Raw genomic sequence first — 21,989 nt, 5'->3', positions numbered from 1 at the left:
CGGACGGCAGCGCGGTGGCCGCCGCCGAGGTGGCGGCGTTCGCCGGCAGCGCGGCGCCGGGGCAGTTTTCCACCTGGCCGGCGGGCACCATCCGCTATGTCGGCCCGGCCGAATGGTCCTACCGGCGCTTCATCCTGCACTATGCCCATCTGGCGCTCGCCGCCGGCGGGGTCGATGCCTTCCTGATCGGCTCGGAAATGCGCGGCCTGACCCGGCTGCGCTCCGGCCCGGGTGTCTATCCCTTCGTCACCGCGCTGAAGGCGCTGGCCGGCGATGTGAAGGGACTGCTCGGTACGGCCAAGGTGACCTATGCCGCCGACTGGACCGAATATGGCGGCGACGTGCCGGAGGCGGGCGAATTGCGCTTTCCGCTCGATCCGCTCTGGGCCGATCCGGCCATCGACGCGGTGGCGATCGACGCCTACTTCCCGCTTGCCGACCAGCGCCACGGCGGCGACCCGGACGGGCGGACGGATCCGTACGACCTCGACGCCCTGCGCGCCCATGTGGCCGGCGGCGAGGATCATGACTGGTACTACGCCAGCCCCGAGGACCGAGCGGCGGGCCTGCGCACGCCGATCACCGATGGCGCCCATGCCAAGCCCTGGGTGTTCCGCGCCAAGGACCTGAAGGGCTGGTGGTCGAACCCGCATGTGGAGCGGGTCGGCGGGGTGGAGCTGGGGGCGCCGACCGACTGGGTGCCCATGTCCAAGCCGATCTGGCTGTCGGAACTCGGCGTGCCGGCGGTCGATGCCGGGGCCAACCAGCCGAATGTGTTTCACGACGCCAAATCTTCTGAATCGGCCCTGCCGCATTTTTCCAATGGTGGGCGCGACGACCTGATCCAGCGCCGGGCGCTGGAGGCGGTGCTGTCCTGGTGGAGCGACGATCATCCGCGCCTTGGCATCGGCGACAACCCGCTCTCGCCGGTCTATGGCGGGCCGATGGTCGATGCGGACCGGATCTATCTGTGGAGTTGGGACGCGCGGCCCTATCCGGCCTTTCCGGTGAAGACCGACCTGTGGAGCGATGGCGACAACTGGCGCACCGGCCACTGGCTCACCGGTCGGCTCGGCGGGGTGTCGCTGGAGGGGATGATCCGTCTGCTGGCGGAGGATTTCGGCGTGCCGGCGGACGTGTTCCGCTGTGCCGGGCTCTCCGGCACCCTCGATGGCATGACGGTGGCCGGCCCGGTCACCTTGCGCTCGGTGCTGATGCCGCTGCTCGATGCGCTGGGCGCGGTGGCCGTCGATCAGGGCGCGGTGATCGCCTTTCGCCCGGCCTGGTCGCCGCCGGTGGCAAGCCTTGCTGCGGACGGGATCGCCGAGCCGGAGGCTGGCGCGCCGCTCGTTTCCATCCGCCGGGCGCAGGATGCGGACCTGCCGGCGGAAGTCCGCGTTGCCGCCCGCGACAGTGGCCGCGATCACCGCCGCTTTCTGGTGTCCTCGCGCCGGCGCGAAGGCCACAGCCGCCGGGTGGAGGATCTCGATCTGGGTGGTTCGCTCGACCCGGGCCGCGCCCGGGCACTGGCCGACCGGCTTTTGGCCCGGCGCTGGAGTGAGCGGGAGGAAGTGACCCTTGCCCTGCCGCCGGGGCGGCTCGACATTGAGCCGGGCGATGTGGTCACCCTTGCGGCCGATCCGGTACTGGGCAGCGCGGCGCCGGTCGACATGCGCATCGAGGCGGTGGAGGAGGGGCTGCTTCGACGTTTGCGCGCCCGCCGGGTGATGCCGCCGCCGCGCGCCGACGGCAAGGCCCGGGGCGGGGAGGCGCGGCCACGTGCGGTGCGCGGTGCCATCGGCGCGGCGGAGCTCCTGATCCTCGATCTGCCGCCCCTGCCGGACGATCCGGCCCCGCACGCTCCGCGCATGGCCGCCTTCGCCGTGCCCTGGCCCGGTGCGCTCGATGTCTACCGGGCGCAGGCTGGCGCCCCGCCGTCCTTGCACGCGCGCATCGACGCGCCGGCGATCCTCGGCACCACCAAGGCCGCGCTGGCCCCCGGGCCGGTCGGCCGTTGGGACCGGGCCGCCAGCCTGGAGGTGGAGCTGCATGGCGGCACGCTTTCCAGCCGCGCGCCGCTGGATGTGCTGGGCGGGGCGAACTCGCTGGCGGTGCATGTCCCGGGCGTGGGTATCGAAGTCATCCAGTTCCAGACCGCCGAGCTGATCGGGCCGCGCCGTTACCTGCTGACGGATCTGTTGCGCGGGCTGCTCGGCACCGATGCAGGGGCGGCGGCGGGCGCGCCCGAAGGTGCCGGCGTTCTGCTGCTGAACGAGGCGCTGGTGGCATTGCCGTTGTCGCGCGATGAACTGGGGCTGCCGTTCGAGTACACGGCGGTGCCCTCCGGGGCACCGCTCGACAGTCCGGCGCGGGCGGACCTGAGCCACACCGCCTCCGGCCTGGGCTTGATGCCGTTCTCACCGGTGCACCTCAAGGCGCGCCGCCAGGCCGATGGCGCGGTCCTCTTCACGTGGATCCGCCGCACCCGGACCGCCGGCGATGGCTGGATCGGCACGGACGTGCCGCTGGGCGAGGAGCGCGAGGCGTATCGGGCCGAGTTGCTGGGTCCCGGCGCGGTGCTGCTGTTGAGCCGCGAGGTGGAAACCTCCAGCCTGCGCCTCGATCCAGCGGAGGAACTGGCGCTCTTCGGCGCGGTGCAGAGCAGCTTCACCCTGCGGCTGCGCCAACTCTCCGCCATGGTGGGCGACGGGCTGCCGGCAACGGCGATCCTGCAGCTCTAGCCCCGATCTCACGCAAGAACCTCCGGTCACGTCACAAGGAGAACCAATACGATGCGTCTCAGCGACAGGGGCGCCGCGTTCATCGCGCGGCATGAAGGGCTCGTGACCCGCGCCTACCGGGATCCGGCGGGGGTGGTGACCATCGGCTACGGTTTCACCGAACGCTCCGCCGTGTTCCGCGCCTGGTGGCGTGAACGGCATCGCCGCCCGCTCGCCATCGGCGATCGCATCTCACGCAAGGACTGCGAGGCGTTGCTGGCCCGCCTCGTGGAGAAAGAGTACGGCGCGGCGGTCCTCGCCCGGTTCGGCGCCATGCCGCAGCACCGCTTCGATGCGTGCTGCTCGGTTGCCTACAACCTTGGGCCCGGCGCGCTGAACTGGCGCTGGGCGCGCGCGCTGGCGGCGGGCGACGTGACCGGCGCGGCGCGGATCCTTGCGGAAAACTACGCCACCGCCGGCGGTCGTCGCCTGGCCGGGCTGGTCCGGCGCCGCCGGGAGGAGGCAAGGCTCCTGCTTACCGGTGATTACGGCGATGGCACGGATGTCGCCACGTCCGAAACTCAAAGCACCGCCCGTCCGGCAGGGGATGCGGGAGAGCGCACAAAAACCGCCGCGCCCCGCCGCTCGTTCCGTCGCCCCCTGTTGCGTCGCCCTCTGTTGCGTCGCAAGGGCCTGGTCGCGCTGCTGCCGGCCGGCGCCGCCGCACTGCTGGCTGTGGGCAGCAACCGCTCCCTCTGGCTGGCCGGGGCGGGGCTCCTTGCGGCCCTCCTTGCCGGCTGGCTGGTCTGGCGGCTGCGTGGACGGCTGCCTGATCTCTTCACTTCCCCGTTCCGGAAAGGACCTCTCATGCGTGGCTGGAAGACCCTCGTGCTCAATGGCCTCGCCGCCGGCGCGGCGCTGCTTCTGGAATGTCTGCACTATCTTGCGGGCGTGGACTGGACCAGTCATCTGGCGCCGCAATCGGCGCTGTGGGTGGTGATCGCCCTCAACCTTGGCAACATCCTCCTGCGGCATGTGACCGATGGCCCGGCGGGCTGGCGTCGGGATGGGGACGGCCGATGATCGGGCTGCTTCGGCTCGTCGCCGAACCGCTGGCGCGGCTGCTGCTTGCCCATCTGGACCGCCGGGTGGAGGCGCGGAGCGAGGCAGCGCGCCTGTCGGCCGATCTGGCGGCTGAGGCCATTCGCGGCGAACTGGCGGCGCGGGCGGAGGCGCGCGCAGTGCTTTTGGCCGAGCAGGGGCATTTCTTCACCGCCGCCCGGCTCGGGCGGCTGCTGTTCGTGCTGCCGCTCGGCCTGTGGTGGACGGCGGTGATCGCCGACAGCATCTTCGGGTTCACTTGGGATGTCGCCGCTCTGCCGGCGCCGCTCGATGACTGGGCCGGGGGCATTCTCGTCAGCCTGTTTCTGGTCGATGGGCTGCAAGGGGCGGTGCGGGCGACCCGGGCGGGCAAGGGGCCGGGCGGCGGCGGCCGGTAGGGCGGGGGGCGTGCCTGAGACTGCCCGGCGTCGGCTCGACATGAGCATTCCGTTCATATGCTATTCAGGCAGGAATCGCTAAGGTCGCCGCATGTTCTGGATCGCTCTCCCCTTCCGCCGCTTGCGCAGTGGCTTCGCCCCGGCGTTTCGCCGGCAGGTCGCCGCCGTCGTGCTGGCCGCCGTCGCCGTTCTGGCCGTGCCGCAGGCCGCCATGGCCGCCTGCCTCAGTCCGTCCCAGGCCCGCGCGGCCGTCGCCAACGGTCAGGCGCAACCCCTTGGCGCCATCGCCGGGGCGGTGCGGGGGGAGATCGTCCGTGCCGAACTGTGTGAGCAGGGCGGGCGGCTGGTGTACCGTCTGTCGGTCTTGAGCGGCGAACGGCTGGTCACCCGGGTGGTCGATGCCCGCACCGGTCAGGTGCTGAACTGATCGGGCTATGAACCCGAACGCCGCTGCGGCGGTACTTTTTCCAAACGAAGGATCGCGTCAACAATGCGTTTGCTGGTGGTGGAAGACGACCGGGACCTGAACCGGCAATTGGTCGAGGCCCTGACGGAAGCCGGATATGTGGTCGATACCGCTCATGACGGCGAGGAGGGGCATTTCCTCGGCGATACCGAGCCCTATGACGCGGTGGTTCTCGATCTCGGCCTGCCGGTGCTGGATGGCCTCAGCGTGCTGGAGCGCTGGCGTCGGGACGGTCGCGCCATGCCGGTGCTGATTCTCACCGCGCGCGACCGCTGGAGCGACAAGGTGGCCGGCATTGACGCCGGCGCCGACGACTATGTCGCCAAGCCGTTCCACATGGAGGAGGTGGTTGCCCGCCTGCGCGCCCTGCTGCGCCGCGCTGCCGGCCACGCCAGCAACGAAATCAGCGTCGGCGCGATCCGCCTCGACATTCGCGCCGGCAAGGTCACCCGCGATGGCATGACGATCAAGCTCACCTCGCACGAGTTCCGCCTGCTCTCCTACCTGATGCACCACAAGGGCCGGATCGTCTCGCGCACCGAGCTGATCGAACATCTGTACGATCAGGACTTCGACCGGGATTCCAACACCATCGAGGTGTTCGTCGGCCGGCTGCGCAAGAAGGTCGATGCCGATCTGATCGAGACCGTGCGCGGGCTCGGCTACCGGATCTCCGATGGGGATGCCGCCGCCGATGCCTGAGGCGCAGGCCACCAAGCGGCACCGATCCGGCAAGCGCGCCCTGTCGACCCGGTTGATCACCGTTGCGGCGATCTGGTCGGTGCTGGCGCTGGCGGTGGCCGGGTTCGTGCTGGTCGCGCTCTATCGGGAGGACAGCGAACGGTCCTTCGATGCCCGGCTGGACGTCTATGTGAAGGCGATCGTCGGCGAAATGGCCGCCGGCACGCCGCAAGAGCCGGCGGAACCGGGCAATCTCGGCGAGCCGCGATTCGACCTGCCGGCCTCTGGCTGGTACTGGAGCGTCACCAACGCCCGCAGCGGCGAGATGATCTATGCCTCGCAGTCGCTGTTCGGCGACCGGCTGGAGTTGCCGCCCCTGTCCGGTCCCGGCGATCTGCGCTCCACCATTTCCGGTCCGCGTGGGGGGGAGCTGCGCCTGTTGCAGCGCAAGATCATCTTTGGCGAAGGGGTGGCCTACCTGATCGCCGTCGCCGGGGATGCGGCCAAGCTGCACGCCCGGGTGGCGACCTTCGCCGGGCGGGTGGCGCTGACGCTGTTCGTGCTGGGGCTCGGGCTGGTCGCGGCCATCTTCCTGCAGGTGCGGATCGGCCTCAGACCGCTGGCGGCGCTCAGCGCCTCGCTGGCTGCCGTTCGCCAGGGGGATGCGGAGGCGGTCGATGAGGATTTGCCGCCGGAACTGGCGCCGCTGGCGGTGGAGCTGAACGCGCTGGTGCGCTCCAATCGGGAGGTGGTCGAACGCTCGCGTACCCATGTGGGCAATCTGGCCCATGCGCTGAAGACGCCGCTCAGCGTGATTGTCAACGAGGCGCGCGGCCATCCCGGCGCCTTCGCCGACAAGGTGTCCGAACAGGCGGTGCTGATGCGCACCCAGGTCGACCATCATCTGGAACGGGCGCGCATGGCGGCGCAGCGCCGGGTGATCGGCGCGGCCACCGAGGTGGAGCCGGTGCTCGCCAGGCTCATTCGCGCCATGTCGAAGATCTACCGCGACCGGGATCTCGATTTCGCGCTTGAGGTCGCGGGTGCCCCGCGCTTTCGCGGCGAGGAGCATGATCTTGAGGAATTGGCGGGCAATCTGATCGACAACGCCTGCAAATGGGCGCGTGGCCGGGTGCGGGTCGAGGCCGGGCTGGAGCCGGATGGCGGCGCGCGCCAGACCCTCGTCATCCGGGTGATCGATGATGGTCCCGGGCTGACGCCGGAGGAATGCACCGAGGCGCTGCAGCGGGGACGGCGGCTCGATGAAACGGTGCCGGGAACCGGGCTGGGTCTGTCGATCGTCGTCGATCTGGCGCGGCTCTATGGGGGGAATTTCACCCTGGAGCCGGCGCCGTCCGGCGGCTTGTGCGCGCGGCTGGTGTTGCCCGCCCTCGATGACGCAGTTCGGCCACAAAGGCATGGGTAACCTTGCGCTACGGGATGGCCGATGCGGTCATTCTCCCGCCGCAGGCCGGCGCTTGGGCGCCGATCCCGAGATTTGATGGATGGAGCCATTGGGCCTGTTGCTCTAGGGTGGGGCTTGCGCGGCGGCGCGGGTCAGGAACGGAATTGACGTGAGCTGGACGGGGAAAACAGACATGATCTGGGGCAGGCTCGGCGCGGTGGTCGTCGCGGGGGGACTGATGGCAGGATGCACCGGGACGGGCGATCCGTCGGATGGTTCGATCGTCGTCGGCGGGGGCTTTCTCGGAAGCGCCTTTCGCGAGCAGCCTCTGCGTCAGAGCGAGGCCGATCTCGCGCTCGCCGACCTCTTGAAGACCGATGCGGGGCAGGCATTGTCGGACGCGGATCGCCGGGCAGCGGCCACCGCCTTGCGCAATGCGCTTGGCGCCAATCGTACAGGTGAGACGATTGACTGGAGCAACCGGTCGAGCGGTGTGCGTGGCCGGGTGATCGCCGGTCCGAACTATCAGGTCAACAATATCCTGTGCCGGGATTACACCCATGTGCTGCTTCTGAAGGACGGGGAGCGCTCGATGCGCGGCTCCGCCTGTCGCGGTCAGGGCGGCGGCTGGCAGCCGATTACCTGAGTTTAGTATCTGACGTTACGTAACTTTTTGTCGCTGGACGGGCGCGGGCAGGCGTCTCCGGCGCCGGCCCGTGTATGGCCCGGGGCGCTGCCAAGCATTGATTAATCCTTTTCTGCGAAGGTCATACCTCATTTCCAAACCCTGTTGTCGTCGAGCGGAAGCCGATGCCGGACCGGCACCAATTGAGTGTGAAAATCCGATCCTATCTCGACGCGCTGTCGGTGCAGGCGCTGCGCACGCTGATGCGCGGGCTGGAGAATGCGCGGGCGCGTGGCACGGACGATCCGCATATCGATCTTATCCTCGATGCCTGTATCGCGGCGTCCCGGCGCGGAGAGGTGGACCGGCTGCCGCGCCAGCCGCGCCGCGACTGGCTGCAGCGGATGTTTTTTGCGCCCATCGCCGATCTCCTGGTCGATGAGAACCTGCCGCACAAGGAGCGCGGCCGGATCACCCGGGCGAGCCTGCCGCTGATCTGGACCTGGCTGCAACGCGATGTGGCGCCGGAGGCTTTTGCCTCGGCCGGCGAGCGGGCGTTGCGGCTGGAGGTGGAGCCGGAAGAGGTGGCGACGCTTGCCGAGGACCTGCGTGATCTGGTGATGCCGCGGATCGATGAGGAAATCGCAGCCGCACGGGTCGATGACCGGGCGCGCCAGCGGCTGGCCATGCAGGTGGGCGGCGAACGGGCGCTGCGCGATCTGGCGGACATGATGGAGGCCTTCCACGGTATTTCCTGGCTCGATCCGCTGCGTGAAAGCCTGCCGGAACGCCTCACCGTCTGGGACTTCAAGCCGGGCAGCCCGTCGCTCCGGCGGATCAAGGCGGTGACCGACCGCAAGCGCGATCACGCGATCATGATCGCGGCGGTGGTGCTGCGCCGGGTGGAGGCGCCGGAAGCCCTGTTGCTGCTGGCAAGCAATCTGGCGGAGACGCCGAGCCTCAGGAAGATCGCGGCCTCGCCCTATGCGGCCTTCGCGGAAATGGCGTTTTCCGAGGCGGAACGGTTCGCCGCGATTGTGTGTGGCGGCTTTTCCAACACGGTGCTGTTCGAGGCGCTCGGTGGCTATCATGCGCTGGTCAAGACCCTCGATCGGCAATTTGAGCTGGAGGAGGCGCCGGAGTGGCACCGGCGGATCGCGGCGACACGCCGCTCCCTGTCCCGCTTCATCACCGGCGAGCTGGAGGCGGCGGCCAGCAACATCCGCCGTGCGTTGGCGGTGCCGCAGCTCGATGGCGATGGTCAGCCGCAGATCGATACGCCGACCATCGAGGAGGCCAAGCGCGGGGTGTTGCTGCTCAGCCGGATGCGCGATGCGGCGGAAAGCCTGGCGGCGAATGAGATCACCGCCCGCACCCGGCAGGCGCTGGACCAGACGCTGGAGATCAAGACCCGGGCCTTGCTGGGCGCCCTGGCCGATTCGCCTGAGGCCCGGCTTTCGGCCCATCTCGCCGCCGTCGATACCGCGATCTGCCTGTGCGAAACCCATTTCGGCAAGGATTATGCCGACCTCTTGCGTCGCAGCCGCAAGGCCGCCCTGTCTTCGCGGACACAAGAGACGCGGGCCACCGGTTGACCGGTTCGCCCAGGTGAGCGCACCCGGCGGTCAACTTCTTTCCCCGCGACCGCCTGTCACAGGGTGCCGGCTCTTGCGAAAACCGCAAATGCGCGGTCTATATGCCCGGTATGACCCTATGGATCGCCTTTGCGCTATTGACCGTCGCCGCCGCGCTTGCGGTGCTGGTCCCGCTGGCCCGCGGACGACGCGGGCATGCGCCCGCCGCAGCCCATGACGCGGAGGTTTACCGCGCCCAGCTCGACGAGATCGAGCGCGACCTCGACCGGGGGCTGGTGTCGGAGGAGGCGGCAACCGCCGCCCGCACCGAGATCGCCCGGCGGCTGCTGGCGGCCAGCCGCGAGGCGGAGGCCTCCGGTGCGGCAGACGCGGCGACCGGCACGAAAGACAAGGCGGACGCTGCGGCCTCCCTGCCCGGAAGCCCGGCACGGCGCGGCGCGAGCGGCCTGTTGCAGGTGGCGGTGGTCATCGCCATTCCCGCCGCCGCTCTTTTCACCTATCTGGCGCTCGGGTCGCCGGACCTCGCCGACCAGCCGCTGTCCGCGCGGCTTGAGGACACGCAGCAGAACCGCTCGATGGCGGCGCTTGTCGCCAAGGTGGAGCAGCATCTGGCCGACAATCCCAATGATGGACGTGGCTGGGACGTGCTGGCGCCGGTCTACATGCGCCTTGGCCGGACCGGGGATGCGGTCGTCGCCTATCGCAATGCCATCCGGCTCGTGGGCTCGGACGAGCGCCGGGAAACCGATCTTGGCGAAGCGCTGGTGATCCTTGCCGAGGGCATCGTCACGGCGGAGGCGCGGGCCGCATTCGACCGTGCCGTTGCGCTTGACCCGAAGGCGGTCAAACCCAGATTCTTCCTTGCCTTGGCGCTTGGCCAGGAAAACCGCAAGGACGAGGCCATTACCGCCTGGAAGGCGCTCTTGGCCGAGGCAAAGGGCGGCGAAGCCTGGGTCGAGGCGGTGCGCATGGAAATGGCGAAGCTCGGTGCCGAGGTTCCGCCGTCGCCGGCGCTGCCGGGACCGGATCGCGAGGCCATGGCCGCCGCCGCCGAGATGTCCGCCAGCGACCGCGCCGAGATGATCAGGGGCATGGTCGACCAGCTCGACACCCGCCTGAGCGCGGAGGGTGGCACCGCCGAGGAATGGATGCGGCTGATGCGGGCGCTGGCGGTGATGGGCGATGGCCCCCGCTTGCGCGAAGTCAAGGACCGGGCGCTTGTTGCGCTAAAGGATGATCCGGTGGCGCAGGCGAAACTGCGCGGCCTGGCCGAGGAGCTCGGGATCGGATCCTGAGCCGGATCGGCCGGGACTTCGCCGGAGCGATCCGGCGGCCGGTACAACCAGACGAGATGACGGGGACGAGAACACCATGACCCGCAAGCAAAGACGCCTTTCGATGATCGCGGCCGCCGGCGGCGTGCTGGCCGTGGCGGTGGGGCTGATCCTGTTTGCCCTCAACGACCAGATCGTGTTTTTCCAGAGCCCGAGCGATATTGTCGGCAAGACGCATCCGGACGGCCAGCGCATTCGCCTCGGCGGTCTTGTCGCCGATGGCACCGTCGAGCGCCGGGACGGGGCGGAGGTTCGCTTCTCCGTGACCGACACGGAAGAGACGGTGCAGGTGGTTTATGTGGGCCTGTTGCCGGACCTGTTCCGCGAGGGGCAGGGTGTGGTTGCCGAAGGCGTGATGAAGCCGGATGGCTGGTTTCATGCCGACAGCGTTCTCGCCAAGCATGACGAGAACTACATGCCGAAGGAAGTCGCCGAGGCGCTCAAGGGCAAGGGCGTCTGGCAGGGCGAGGAATGACCTTCGCTGCAAACGGCGCCGCGACCTTGGCGCCAATGACTAAGGTGCGCGCACCACTGGGGAGACGGCCGGGATGATCGTTGAAATCGGACACTACGCGCTGATTCTCGCGCTGATCCTGTCGCTGGTTCAGTCGGTGCTGCCGGTCTGGGGCGCGGTGACCGGCAATGACCGGATGATGGCGGTGGCTCCGCCGGTCTCGGGCATGATGTTCCTGTTCGTCGGCATCTCCTTTGCCGCGCTGACCATGGCCTATGCGACCTCCGATTTCTCCGTTCTGAACGTCGTTGAGAACTCGCATTCGGCCAAGCCGTTCCTCTACAAGCTGACCGGCGTCTGGGGCAACCACGAAGGCTCGATGCTGCTGTGGGTGCTGATCCTGGTGCTGTTCGGCGCGCTGGTCGCCGCCTTCGGACGCAACATTCCCACCGAACTGCGGGCCGCGACCCTGGGCGTTCAGGGCATGGTGAGCTTTGCGTTCCTGCTGTTCCTGCTGGTGACGTCCAATCCGTTCCTGCGCCTGTCGCCGGCGCCGATGGAAGGCAACGATCTCAACCCGATCCTGCAGGACGTCGGTCTGGCGATCCATCCGCCGCTGCTCTACGTCGGCTATGTCGGCTTTTCCATCACCTTCTCCTTCGCTGCCGCCGCGCTGATCCTCGGCCGGGTCGATGCGGCTTGGGCACGCTGGGTCCGTCCCTGGACACTGCTGGCCTGGATGTTCCTGACCCTCGGCATCGCCATGGGCTCCTACTGGGCCTATTACGAGCTGGGCTGGGGCGGCTACTGGTTCTGGGATCCGGTGGAGAACGCCTCGCTGATGCCCTGGCTGTCCGGCACCGCGCTGCTGCATTCGGCGATCGTCTTGGAAAAGCGCGGCGCGCTGAAGGTCTGGACCGTGCTTCTGGCGATCCTGACCTTCTCCCTGTCGCTGCTCGGCACCTTCCTGGTGCGCTCCGGGGTGCTGACCAGCGTTCATGCCTTCGCCACCGATCCGATGCGCGGCACCTTCATCCTCGGCATCCTGACGATCTTCGTCGGCGGCTCGCTGGCGCTCTACGCCTGGCGGGCGCCGCTGCTGAAACAGGGCGGCCTGTTCGCGCCGGTCAGCCGCGAGGGCGCGCTGGTGCTGAACAACCTTCTGCTGACGGTCTCCGCCGTTGCCGTCTTCGTCGGCACCCTCTATCCGCTGGCGCTGGAAGTGGTCGGCGGTGAGAAGATCTCGGTCGGCCCGCCGTTCTTCAACCTGACCTTTGGCCCGCTGATGGTGCCGCTGCTGATCGCCATGCCGTTCGGGCCGCTGCTGGCCTGGAAACGCGGGGATCTTTATGCGGTGTCGCAGCGGCTCTATGCCGCCCTCGGGCTGGCGCTGGCGGCAACGCTGCTGGTTGCCTGGCTGCAAGGGGTGGATCGCATTCTGGCTGCGCTCGGCTTCGGTCTCGGCATCTGGGTGATCGCCGGGGCGGCGGCGGAAATTCTCTCCCGCGCCCGCTTCGCCCAGGTGGGCCTGTCGACCGGCCTGCGCCGGCTGGTCGGGCTGCCGGGCGCCGCCTGGGGCGCAGCGCTCGGCCATATCGGCATCGGCGTCACCGTGCTCGGTCTTGTGGCCGCCACCGCTTTCCAGGTGGAAAAGGTGGTGACGATCCGGCCGGGCGAGAGCGTGACGGTCGCCGATAACACCCTGACCTTCGGCGGTCTCGCCCGTCGCACCGGCCCCAACTACATCGACGACGTCGGCCATTTCGACATCCTCAAGGGCGGCGTCAAGGTGGCCGAAACCGATCCGGCCAAGCGGCTCTACACCGCCCGGAAGATGCCGACCACCGAAGCGGGCATCGTCACCTTCGGGTTTTCGCAGGTCTATGTGTCGATCGGTGAGGTGCATGACGACGGCGGCGCGGATATCCGCGTCTACCACAAGCCGCTGGTGACGCTGATCTGGCTCGGCTGTCTGGTGATGGCCTTTGGCGGTGCGCTGTCGCTGTTCGACCGGCGCTTGCGCGTCGGAGCTCCGAAGCCGGCGCGCCAGCGCATGGTTCCAGCGGAATAGGGGGGGCGATGATGCGCATTCTGTCCGCCTGCCTTCTGGCGATGATGACGGTTGCCCTGCTCGGTCCGGTTCCTGCCCGGGCGGTGGCGCCCGATGAGGTGTTGTCCGATCCGGTTCTGGAGCAGCGGGCCCGCGATTTATCGGCGGACCTGCGTTGCCTGGTCTGCCAGAACCAGTCCATCGACGACAGCGACGCGCCGCTGGCGAAGGATCTGCGCATTCTGGTGCGCGAGCGTCTTGTCGCCGGTGACAGCAATGGCGAGGTGATCGATTTCCTCGTCTCGCGCTATGGCGAGTTCGTGCTCCTGAAGCCGCGCTTTTCCATGCACACGCTGCTTCTGTGGACCATCGCGCCGGCGATGCTGTTGATCGGTGCGTTCGTCTTGGTGATGAACGCGCGGCGGCGCACGGTCGCCGGCACGGTGGGTGAGCCCACGGGGTTGAGCGCCGAAGAGCAGGCCGCGCTGGACCGGTTGCTGGACAAGGGTGCCGACGGCAAGTGAGCCGCCGGCCCGCCGCTTTTGTTCCCCCTTCTTGAGTTCCGACCTAGCCTTGCCCGGCGGCGCATTGATCCTCCGGCGCGCGTGAACAGGGAGAGACCGATTTGTCCGCGACCCCCATTCGACTGACTTTCCCCGGCGCACAAGGCGCGGAACTGGCTGCCCGTCTGGACCTGCCGACCGGCCCGGTCCGCGCCTATGCGCTGTTCGCCCATTGCTTCACCTGTTCCAAGGATCTGGTGGCGGCGCGGCGGATCTCTGAGGCCCTGACCCGCGAGGGGATTGGCGTCCTGCGGTTCGACTTCACCGGCCTTGGCGGTTCGGGCGGCGACTTCGCCTCCACCAACTTTTCCTCCAATGTCGGCGATCTGCTGAAGGCGGCGGCCTTCCTGCGCGCCAATTACGAGGCGCCGCGCCTCTTGATCGGTCATTCGCTGGGCGGGGCGGCGATGCTGGCGGTGGCGAGCGAAATTCCCGAAGCGGTGGCTGTGGCGACCATCGGCGCCCCGGCCGATGCCGAGCATGTGGTGCATAATTTCCGCGGCGATCTGGAGACCATCCGCGTGCAAGGCGAGGCGGACGTCACGCTCGATGGCCGCAGCTTCACCATCCGCCGGCAGTTCCTCGATGACATCGCCGGCCACAGCGTGCGCGGCAAGGTGGAGCATCTGAAGAAGGCTCTGCTCGTCATGCACGCGCCTCGGGACGAGATCGTCGGCATCGACAACGCGACCGCGCTGTTCGTGGCGGCGAAGCATCCGAAAAGCTTCGTCTCGCTCGACACCGCCGATCACCTGCTCAGCAATCCGGCGGATGCAATCTATGCCGCCGGGGTGATCGCCGCGTGGGCCGCCCGCTATCTCGCCAGCGAGGCGTCTGAGGCGGAAGAGGAGGCGAGCCCCGGCGTGCTCGTCAGCGAAACCGGGCAGGGCAAGTTCCAGGCGATGGTCACGAGCGGTGCGCACCGGATGCTGGCCGATGAGCCAGAGGCAGTGGGCGGTTTCGACAGCGGCCCGTCGCCCTATGACTACCTGTCGACCGCGCTCGGCGCCTGCACGGTGATGACCCTGCGCATGTATGCCGAACGCAAGGGGATTGCCGTCGACCGGATCTCCACGCGGGTCTATCACGCCAAGGTTCATGCCGATGACTGCATGGAGTGCGACGAGGATCTGAAGGGCAAGGGCGGGCGCATCGACCGGTTCGACCGGGTGCTGCGGATCGAGGGCAGCCTCGACGCGGCCACCCGTCAGCGCCTGCAGGAAATTGCCGACAAATGCCCGGTGCACCGGACGTTGGAGGCCGGCGCCCTGGTGGTGACCCGGCTGGAAGAGGAAGAGCCGGTATCGGCAACATTACAAAAGCTTAATCCCGCCGACAGGCAGCGGTAAGGCGGCGGTCTCCATATAGGACGGGACAACAGGGACCGGCGGCGCAAGGACGCAGCCACCGGACCTGACGAGTTTCGATCCAAGACGTGGAGAACCGACATGCGTGACATTCGTGAAATCAAGGCGCCCCGCCGCTCCCGCTCGCGCGGTGCCAGCGTGCTGGCTGGTGCGGTCGCGCTGGGTCTCGCCGGCGCCCTGACCGCCCAGACCCTCGTTCCGGGCCAGTTCGCTCTGGCCGATCCGGTGCGCGTCGATGCCGCCGCGCCGCAGAGCTTTGCCGCAGTGGTTGCCGGCGTGAAACCGGCGGTGGTCAGTGTGCGGGTGCGCACCGAGGTTCAGCCGAAGATGATGTCGGCCCCGGGTGGCATGCCGGGCTTTGAGAACCTGCCGTCCGACCACCCGCTCTACCGTTTCTTCCGCCGCTTCGGTGAGGATGGGCGCGGCCAGGGCGGGGAGCGCGGCGGTCCCAAGCGCTTCGGCCAGAGCCAGGGCTCGGGCTTCTTCATCACTGATGACGGCTATCTGGTGACCAACGAACATGTGGTCTCAAACGGCACGGAGTTCACCATCGTCACCGATGACGGGCATGAGTACGACGCCCGCCTTATCGGCTCGGACGAACGCACCGATCTGGCACTGCTGAAGGTCGATGCGGACACCAAGTTCACCTACGTGGAATTCGCCGATGACGCGCCGGAGGTCGGCGAATGGGTGGTCGCGGTCGGCAATCCGTTCGGCCTGGGCGGCTCGGTGACCGCCGGCATCGTCTCGGCCCGTGGCCGCGACATCGGCGCCGGTCCCTATGACGACTTCATCCAGATCGACGCACCGGTCAACCGGGGCAATTCCGGCGGCCCGGCCTTCAACACCAAGGGCCAGGTGATTGGCGTCAACGCGGCGATCTTCTCGCCCTCCGGCGGCAACGTCGGCATCGCCTTCGCCATTCCCGCGTCCACGGCAACGGATATTGTTGCTGACCTGCGCGACGATGGCACGGTGGTGCGCGGCTGGCTCGGCGTGCAGATCCAGCCGGTGACCGAGGATATCGCCGAGAGCATCGGTCTGACCGAGGCCAAGGGCGCGATCGTCGCCGAGGCTCAGGATGACAGCCCGGCGCTGGCGGCGGGCGTTCAGTCCGGCGACACGATCCTGAAGGTCGATGGCAAGACTGTCGACGGGCCGCGCGATCTTGCGCGCAAGATCGCCAGCTACCCGCCGGAAAGCAAGGTCGACCTGTCGATCTGGCGCGATGGCAAGGAGAAGACCGTCGTCGTGACGCTGGGCGAATTGAAGGAGCCGGGCAAGCTGGCTGCCCGCGCTGGCAAGTCCGGGGACAAGGGCTCGGCCTTTGTTGAGGAGCTCGGGGTTGAACTCGCCTCCGCCAAGGCGGTCGGTGCCGGAGAACGTGGTGTGGTCGTTACCGATGTGGCGCCCGACAGCACCGCCAGCGAGAAGGGCCTGCGTCGTGGTGACGTGATCCTGGAGATCGCCGGCCGCGAGGTGAACGCCCCGCGCGATGTGGCCGAGGCGGTGCTCGCTGCCGATGAAAAGGGTCGCAAGGCGGTGCTGATGCGTGTCCAGCGCGGCGATGCCGCCACCCGCTTCGTGGCGGTGCCGGTTGCTCGCGGCTGATCCGGCGACCTGACTTGAAAACAGGGATCATCCCGCCATCTGGCGGGGTGATCCGTTCGGGTCTTCGCCCGGCTGGAAATTGGTCAACCTTTCTGTGTTAAATCGGGCAGGATCCGATATGGCGACCGGTGCGCGCGGAGAGCTTCTCCGGCGGGCCGGTTTGCGCGCCGTCCACGTCCACCCCGCCAGCAACGGTGAAATCCAGACCATCATGCGTATTTTGATTGTCGAAGACGATGTCGAAGCGGCCAACTATCTGGCCAAGGCCCTGCGCGAGGCGGGGCATGTGGTCGACCATGCCGCCGATGGCGAGGCGGGCTATGAGCTGGCCGCGACCGCGCCCTATGACGTTCTGGTGGTCGACCGGATGCTGCCCAAGCGCGATGGTCTGTCGGTGGTCTCCACCTTGCGCGGCGAAGGCAACCACACCCCGGTGCTGGTGCTGTCGGCGCTGGCCCAGGTCGATGACCGGGTGACCGGCCTGCGTGCCGGCGGCGACGACTATCTGCCCAAGCCCTATGCCTTCTCTGAGCTTTTGGCCCGGGTCGAGGCGCTTGGCCGAAGGCCGCGCCAGCAGGAGGTGGAGACCCGCTACACCGTCGGCGATCTGGTGCTGGACCGGCTGAGCCACACCGTCTCGCGCGGTGGGCAGGACATTCCCTTGCAGCCGCGTGAGTTCAAGCTGCTGGAATATCTGATGCAGAACGCCGGTCAGGTGGTGACCCGGACCATGCTGCTGGAGCATGTGTGGGAGTATCACTTCGACCCGCAGACCAATGTGATCGATGTGCATATCTCGCGGCTGCGGGGCAAGATCGACAAGGACTTCGACAAGCCGCTGCTGCACACCATCCGAGGCGCCGGGTACACGATCCGTGACATCTCTCGGTAAGCTGTTCCGCACCACCGCGTTCAAGCTGGCGCTGATCTATCTGGCGGCGCTGACGCTCGCCTCCGGTGCGGTGATCGTCTACCTCTCCCAGAACACCGCCTCGCTGCTGCATGAGCAGGTGGTGGAAACGGTCGATGCGGAAATCTCCGGTCTGGCCGAGCGCTACCGCACCGGCGGCATTCGCGGCCTTGTCGCCACCATCGACGCGCGGGCGCGCCAGCCCGGTGCGAGCCTCTATCTGGTCACGGATTTCGCCGGCAACGTGCTGGCGGGCAATGTGGAAGGGCTCGGCGAGCGGGTTTTCTCCGGTGAAAGCGGTGAGTTGCAGCGGGTCTCCTACGCGCCGTTCGGCGGCGGCGCCAAGCGCGAGGCCTTTGTCCGGGTGTTCCAGCTCAGCGGCGGTTTCCGCCTGCTGGTCGGCCGGGACCTGCGCGAGCATCAGTTTTTCCGCGATCTTCTGTCCGAGGCCATGCGCTTCTGGCTGTTCGTGATCGCCGCGCTCGGGCTGGTGACCTGGGTGTTCGTCAGCCGCCGGGTGCTGAAACGCATCGACGCCATGTCGGCCACCGGTCAGCGGATCATGCAAGGGGATCTGTCGGAGCGGTTGCCGGTCGATGGCAGCGGCGATGAATTCGACCGGCTGGCGGTCAGCCTCAACGCCATGCTGGAGCGCATCGAGGCGCTGATGCAGGGGCTGAAGGAGGTCTCCGACAACATCGCCCATGACCTGAAGACGCCGCTGACGCGGATGCGCAACCGGCTGGAGGAGGCGATGCGCCAGGGCGGGGAGGGCGCGCCAAGTGATGATGCCCTGTCTCGCACCATCGAGGATTGCGACGGCTTGATCCGCACCTTCGATGCGCTTCTGCGGATTGCGCGCATCGAGGCGGGCTCCTCCGACGCGGCGCTTGTTGATCTCGATGCGGGAGAACTTGTCGCTGAGGTGGCGGAACTCTACGCCCCCGTGGTGGAGGATGCGGGCGGCAGCCTCACCGTGGAGGCCGCGTCTGGCCTCGGTCTGCATGGAAATCGCGAGCTGCTGGTTCAGGCGGTGATCAATCTGATCGAGAATGCGTTGAAATACGGTACGCCGGAAGGGGCGGATCCGCTAAAGGTGACACTGGCGGTGGCGCGGACCGGCGACGAGGTGCGGCTGTCGGTCCGCGATCATGGTCCGGGGATTGGCGAGGCCGACCGGACGCGAGCCGTGCAGCGGTTCGTCCGGCTGGAGGCCAGTCGCAACCTGCCCGGGTCGGGACTGGGGCTCAGTCTCGTCAACGCGGTGGCCCGGCTGCATGGCGGGCGGCTCGTGCTGGAGGACGCCGCGCCGGGGTTGAGGGCGGCGCTGGAGCTGCCGCTGGGCAAGGCGAAGGCGGGAAAGCAGGGGAATGAAGGTGGCGTTGGAGATGGTGGGTGAGACGCAAGGTGCGGGTGCGATGGCGCCCTTGATGGCGGCGCTGACCGTCCTGCCGGAGGCGCGGGACGCGGCGGTGGCCGAGGCGACCCTTGCCGATCTGGAGCCGGCGCTGGCCATGCTGGACGGTAAGGAAAGCCGGCACAAGGCGGAAACCTTCCTCGGCGGCGTGCTGTCGAACGCGCCCTACTTGCGCGATCTTGCCTGCTCCGATCCGCCGCGCCTTGGGGAGATCCTCACCAGCGTGCCGGCCGAGCGCGTGCGATCGCTGATTGCGGCGGCCGAAGCGCTGCGCTGCGAGGAGGAGGGGGACCTGATGGCGCGCCTGCGCGCGCTGAAGAAGGATCTGGCGCTGACCCTCGGGCTGGCGGATATCGGCGGGGCGCTCGACCTGACGGCGGTGACCGCCGCGCTCAGCGGCTTCGCCGATGCGGCGCTGACCGCCGCGATCCGCTTTTGCCTGTGGGATCTTGAACGGCGCGGTCGCTTCGCCCCAAATGATCCGGATCGGCCGGAAAAGGGGTGCGGTTTCGTGGCCCTCGCCATGGGCAAATACGGCGCCTTCGAGCTGAATTACTCCTCCGACATCGATCTGATCGTCCTTTATGATCCTGAGCATGCGCCGATCACCGGCGGCGCCGAGGCGCCGGTGGAATTCGTCCGCCTGACCAAGCGGCTGGTCAAGATCATGGGCGACCGTACGGCGGAGGGCTACGTGTTCCGCACGGATCTCAGGCTGCGGCCGGACCCGGGGGCCACGCCGCTGGCCATGTCGATCCCGGCGGCCCTAGTTTACTACGAAAGCCTTGGTCAGAACTGGGAGCGGGCGGCGCTGATCAAGGCGCGGGCCTGTGCCGGCGATGTGCCGGCGGGCGAGGCGTTCCTGAAGGAGATTGCCCCGTTCATCTGGCGCAAGTATCTCGACTATGCCTCGATAGCCGATGTGCACTCGATCAAGCGTCAGATCCATGTGCACAAGGGCCATGGTCAGATCGCCGTTGCCGGCCACAACGTCAAGCTCGGGCGCGGCGGCATCCGTGAGGTGGAGTTCTTCGCCCAGACGCAGCAACTGATCGCCGGCGGGCGGCTTACCGAACTGCGCGGCAAGCGCACGCTGGAGACGCTGGCGACCCTGGCGGAGCTGGAGTGGATTTCCGGTGAGACCCGCGACGAGCTGACCGCCGCCTATGTGTTCCTGCGCCATGTGGAACACCGCATCCAGATGCTCAACGACGAGCAGACCCACATCCTCCCCGCCGACGACGCCGAGCGGATGCGGGTGGCGCGGCTGATGGGCTTTGCCGATCTGGCGAAATTCGAAGCGGCGTTGCGTGCTCAGTTGTCGACGGTGCAGACCCACTATTCGGCGCTGTTCGAGAACGAGCCGGAACTGGCGTCTGAACTCGGCAATCTGGTGTTCACCGGCGACGATGACGACCCGGGCACCCTGGAGACCCTGTCGCGGCTCGGCTACAAGCGCCCGCGCGAGGCGGCGCGGATCATCCGCGCCTGGCATTTCGGCCGCTATCCGGCGGTGCGCTCGTCCAAGGCCCGCGAACGGCTCACCGAGCTGCATCCGGTGTTGCTTGACGCACTGGCCGGCACCGACAATGCCGATCAGGCACTGCTTGCCTTCGATGGCTTCCTGTCGAAACTTCCGGCCGGTGTGCAGCTCTTCTCCCTGCTGCGCTCCAATCCGCAACTCCTGAAGCTGTTGGCAACGGTGATGGGCGCGGCGCCGCGCCTGGCCGAAGTGGTGTCGCGGCGGGTGCATGTGCTCGACGCGGTGCTGGATCCGGCGTTTTTCGGGCCGATGCCGACCTCGCCGGAATTTGCCGCCGGTCTGGAGCGGACCTTGAAGCTGGCTCGTTTCTACGAGGACGCGCTCGATCGGGCGCGGATCTTCGCCCAGGAACAACAGTTCCTGATCGGCCTGCGGCTTCTCTCCGATACTCTCACTCCCAATCAGGTGGGCGAGGCGCTGGCCCGGTTGGCGGAGCAGATCGTCGCCGGCCTGCTGCCGCATGTGATCGACCATGTGGCGGAGAACCACGGACGTCTGCCCGGCGCGGACTGGGCAGTGCTGGCCATGGGCAAGCTCGGCGGGCGGGAGATGACCGCCTCGTCCGATCTCGACCTGATCCTGCTCTATGAGCATGACGAGGCGGTGACCGCGACCGACGGCAAGCGGCCGATGGCACCGGGGCAGTATTTCATTCGCCTGACCCAGCGGCTGGTGGCGGCGCTCTCCGCGCCGACCGCCGAAGGGCGGCTTTACGAGGTCGATTTCCGCCTGCGGCCCTCGGGCAATGCCGGGCCGCTGGCCACCCGCCTTTCCGCCTTCGAGGACTATCAGGTCAAGGATGCCTGGACCTGGGAGCACATGGCGCTGACCCGTGCCCGCGTGATCTGCGCTTCCACCCCGGCGTTCCAGTCCCGGATCGAGGCCACCATTCGCGAGACGCTGGCCCGGCCGCGCGACCGTGCGGCGGTGGCCGGCGAGGTGGCGGCGATGCGCGCCCGGATCGAAGCGGAGAAGGGCAGCAAGGACATCTGGGATCTGAAGCAGGTCGCCGGCGGTCTGGTCGACATCGAGTTCATTGCCCAGTTCCTGCAACTGGTCAACGCTGCCGCGGATTCCGGCATCCTGTCACAGACCACCGAAACCGCGCTGGAACGCTGCCTGCGTTCCGGCTTCCTGGCGCCGGAGGATGCGGAAGTGCTGCTGCCGGCCGGCCGGACCTATCATGCATTGACCCAGGTGCAGCGTCTGGCGCTGGAAGGCCGGTTCAGGGCCGAAGAGGTGCCCAAAGGCGTGCGCGATCTCCTGGTTCATGCTGGCGAGGCACCGGATTTCGCCCATCTGGAACATCGCCTGGCGGAAATGCAAGGGGACGTCCGCGCCTGTTTCGAGCGGATCGTCGGTCCGGTGAAAGCGGAGAAGGAAGCGACCGGCTGAACCAGCGACTGGCTGGACTGGAAGTGCGGCTGATTGGCAGGACGCGCGGCGGGACGCCTCAGGCGTCCTGCGGGTGATGACAAAGCCCTTTCAGTGCGTCATCAACTCATTGCGGTGAACTCGTCTATCATGCGGGGATCGGGGATGACGGAGCTCCTGCGTATGGTGGAAGTCGTTGCCCCGCGCCTCGGCGTCCTCCCGGCCCCCGAGCCGGGATCGGGGAGGCACGGCCTTTCGGTTCCAGTCTATTGGAAATGCCAGTCTTCTGGCTCTCCGATCCTGGGTCGCGCTTGAGGCTTGCCCGGAATGACGCGGAAAGTGCCGTAGCCTTTTGTCAGCTGTTTGGGGACG

At 68.0% G+C, this 21,989-nt stretch carries 17 protein-coding genes; all 17 read left to right on the top strand.

Annotated features, from left to right (window positions below; all coding sequences use genetic code 11):
* Window positions 1–2,741 (top strand): baseplate multidomain protein megatron (locus LC062_RS04265; RefSeq protein ID WP_224909754.1); only part of this gene is annotated, 2,741 nt, incomplete at its 5' end.
* Between the two features lie 51 nt (window positions 2,742–2,792).
* Window positions 2,793–3,803, top strand: a complete 1,011-nt coding sequence (locus LC062_RS04260; RefSeq protein ID WP_224909753.1) for a lysozyme — start codon at window positions 2,793–2,795, stop codon at window positions 3,801–3,803.
* Entirely contained in the window at window positions 3,800–4,219 is a 420-nt protein-coding gene (locus tag LC062_RS04255; RefSeq protein WP_224909752.1) for a hypothetical protein, read from the top strand. The genes LC062_RS04260 and LC062_RS04255 overlap by 4 nt, the downstream gene beginning before the upstream one ends.
* 91 nt (window positions 4,220–4,310) lie before the next feature.
* Complete coding sequence (locus tag LC062_RS04250; RefSeq protein WP_224909751.1) at window positions 4,311–4,646, top strand: PepSY domain-containing protein; 336 nt, start codon at window positions 4,311–4,313, stop codon at window positions 4,644–4,646.
* Between the two features lie 63 nt (window positions 4,647–4,709).
* On the top strand, window positions 4,710–5,387 hold the full coding sequence (locus LC062_RS04245) for a response regulator transcription factor (protein ID WP_224909750.1): 678 nt from the start codon (window positions 4,710–4,712) through the stop codon (window positions 5,385–5,387).
* Window positions 5,380–6,792, top strand: coding sequence for a sensor histidine kinase (locus tag LC062_RS04240; protein ID WP_224909749.1), 1,413 nt, complete (start codon window positions 5,380–5,382; stop codon window positions 6,790–6,792). The genes LC062_RS04245 and LC062_RS04240 overlap by 8 nt, the downstream gene beginning before the upstream one ends.
* A 172-nt stretch (window positions 6,793–6,964) precedes the next feature.
* Window positions 6,965–7,417, top strand: coding sequence for an RT0821/Lpp0805 family surface protein (locus LC062_RS04235; RefSeq protein ID WP_224909748.1), 453 nt, complete (start codon window positions 6,965–6,967; stop codon window positions 7,415–7,417).
* 182 nt (window positions 7,418–7,599) lie between these two features.
* Window positions 7,600–8,991, top strand: a complete 1,392-nt coding sequence (locus LC062_RS04230) for a hypothetical protein (RefSeq protein ID WP_224909747.1) — start codon at window positions 7,600–7,602, stop codon at window positions 8,989–8,991.
* 101 nt (window positions 8,992–9,092) lie between these two features.
* Window positions 9,093–10,286, top strand: a complete 1,194-nt coding sequence (ccmI, locus tag LC062_RS04225; protein ID WP_224909746.1) for a c-type cytochrome biogenesis protein CcmI — start codon at window positions 9,093–9,095, stop codon at window positions 10,284–10,286.
* Window positions 10,287–10,362: 76 nt separating this feature from the next.
* Window positions 10,363–10,800 (top strand): cytochrome c maturation protein CcmE, encoded by a 438-nt coding sequence (gene ccmE, locus LC062_RS04220; protein ID WP_224909745.1) that lies wholly within the window; start codon window positions 10,363–10,365, stop codon window positions 10,798–10,800.
* Window positions 10,801–10,873: 73 nt separating this feature from the next.
* On the top strand, window positions 10,874–12,850 hold the full coding sequence (locus LC062_RS04215) for a heme lyase CcmF/NrfE family subunit (RefSeq protein WP_224909744.1): 1,977 nt from the start codon (window positions 10,874–10,876) through the stop codon (window positions 12,848–12,850).
* An 11-nt stretch (window positions 12,851–12,861) separates the two neighbouring features.
* Entirely contained in the window at window positions 12,862–13,353 is a 492-nt protein-coding gene (locus tag LC062_RS04210; protein ID WP_224909802.1) for a cytochrome c-type biogenesis protein, read from the top strand.
* A gap of 101 nt (window positions 13,354–13,454) precedes the next feature.
* Window positions 13,455–14,741, top strand: coding sequence for a bifunctional alpha/beta hydrolase/OsmC family protein (locus tag LC062_RS04205; protein WP_224909743.1), 1,287 nt, complete (start codon window positions 13,455–13,457; stop codon window positions 14,739–14,741).
* A gap of 99 nt (window positions 14,742–14,840) precedes the next feature.
* On the top strand, window positions 14,841–16,373 hold the full coding sequence (locus tag LC062_RS04200) for a Do family serine endopeptidase (protein ID WP_224909742.1): 1,533 nt from the start codon (window positions 14,841–14,843) through the stop codon (window positions 16,371–16,373).
* Between the two features lie 211 nt (window positions 16,374–16,584).
* On the top strand, window positions 16,585–17,265 hold the full coding sequence (locus tag LC062_RS04195) for a response regulator transcription factor (protein ID WP_224909741.1): 681 nt from the start codon (window positions 16,585–16,587) through the stop codon (window positions 17,263–17,265).
* Complete coding sequence (locus LC062_RS04190) at window positions 17,249–18,682, top strand: sensor histidine kinase (RefSeq protein ID WP_224909740.1); 1,434 nt, start codon at window positions 17,249–17,251, stop codon at window positions 18,680–18,682. Before LC062_RS04195 ends, LC062_RS04190 begins: the two co-directional genes overlap by 17 nt.
* Window positions 18,654–21,638 carry a bifunctional [glutamine synthetase] adenylyltransferase/[glutamine synthetase]-adenylyl-L-tyrosine phosphorylase gene (locus LC062_RS04185; RefSeq protein ID WP_224909739.1) on the top strand — a complete coding sequence of 995 codons (2,985 nt, stop codon included), beginning with the start codon at window positions 18,654–18,656 and terminating at the stop codon, window positions 21,636–21,638. The genes LC062_RS04190 and LC062_RS04185 overlap by 29 nt, the downstream gene beginning before the upstream one ends.
* Window positions 21,639–21,989 lie beyond the last annotated feature (351 nt).

This window comes from Stappia indica, from assembly GCF_020177335.1.
Classification (GTDB): domain Bacteria; phylum Pseudomonadota; class Alphaproteobacteria; order Rhizobiales; family Stappiaceae; genus Stappia; species Stappia indica_B.
This window is presented reverse-complemented; position numbering and strand designations above follow the sequence as displayed.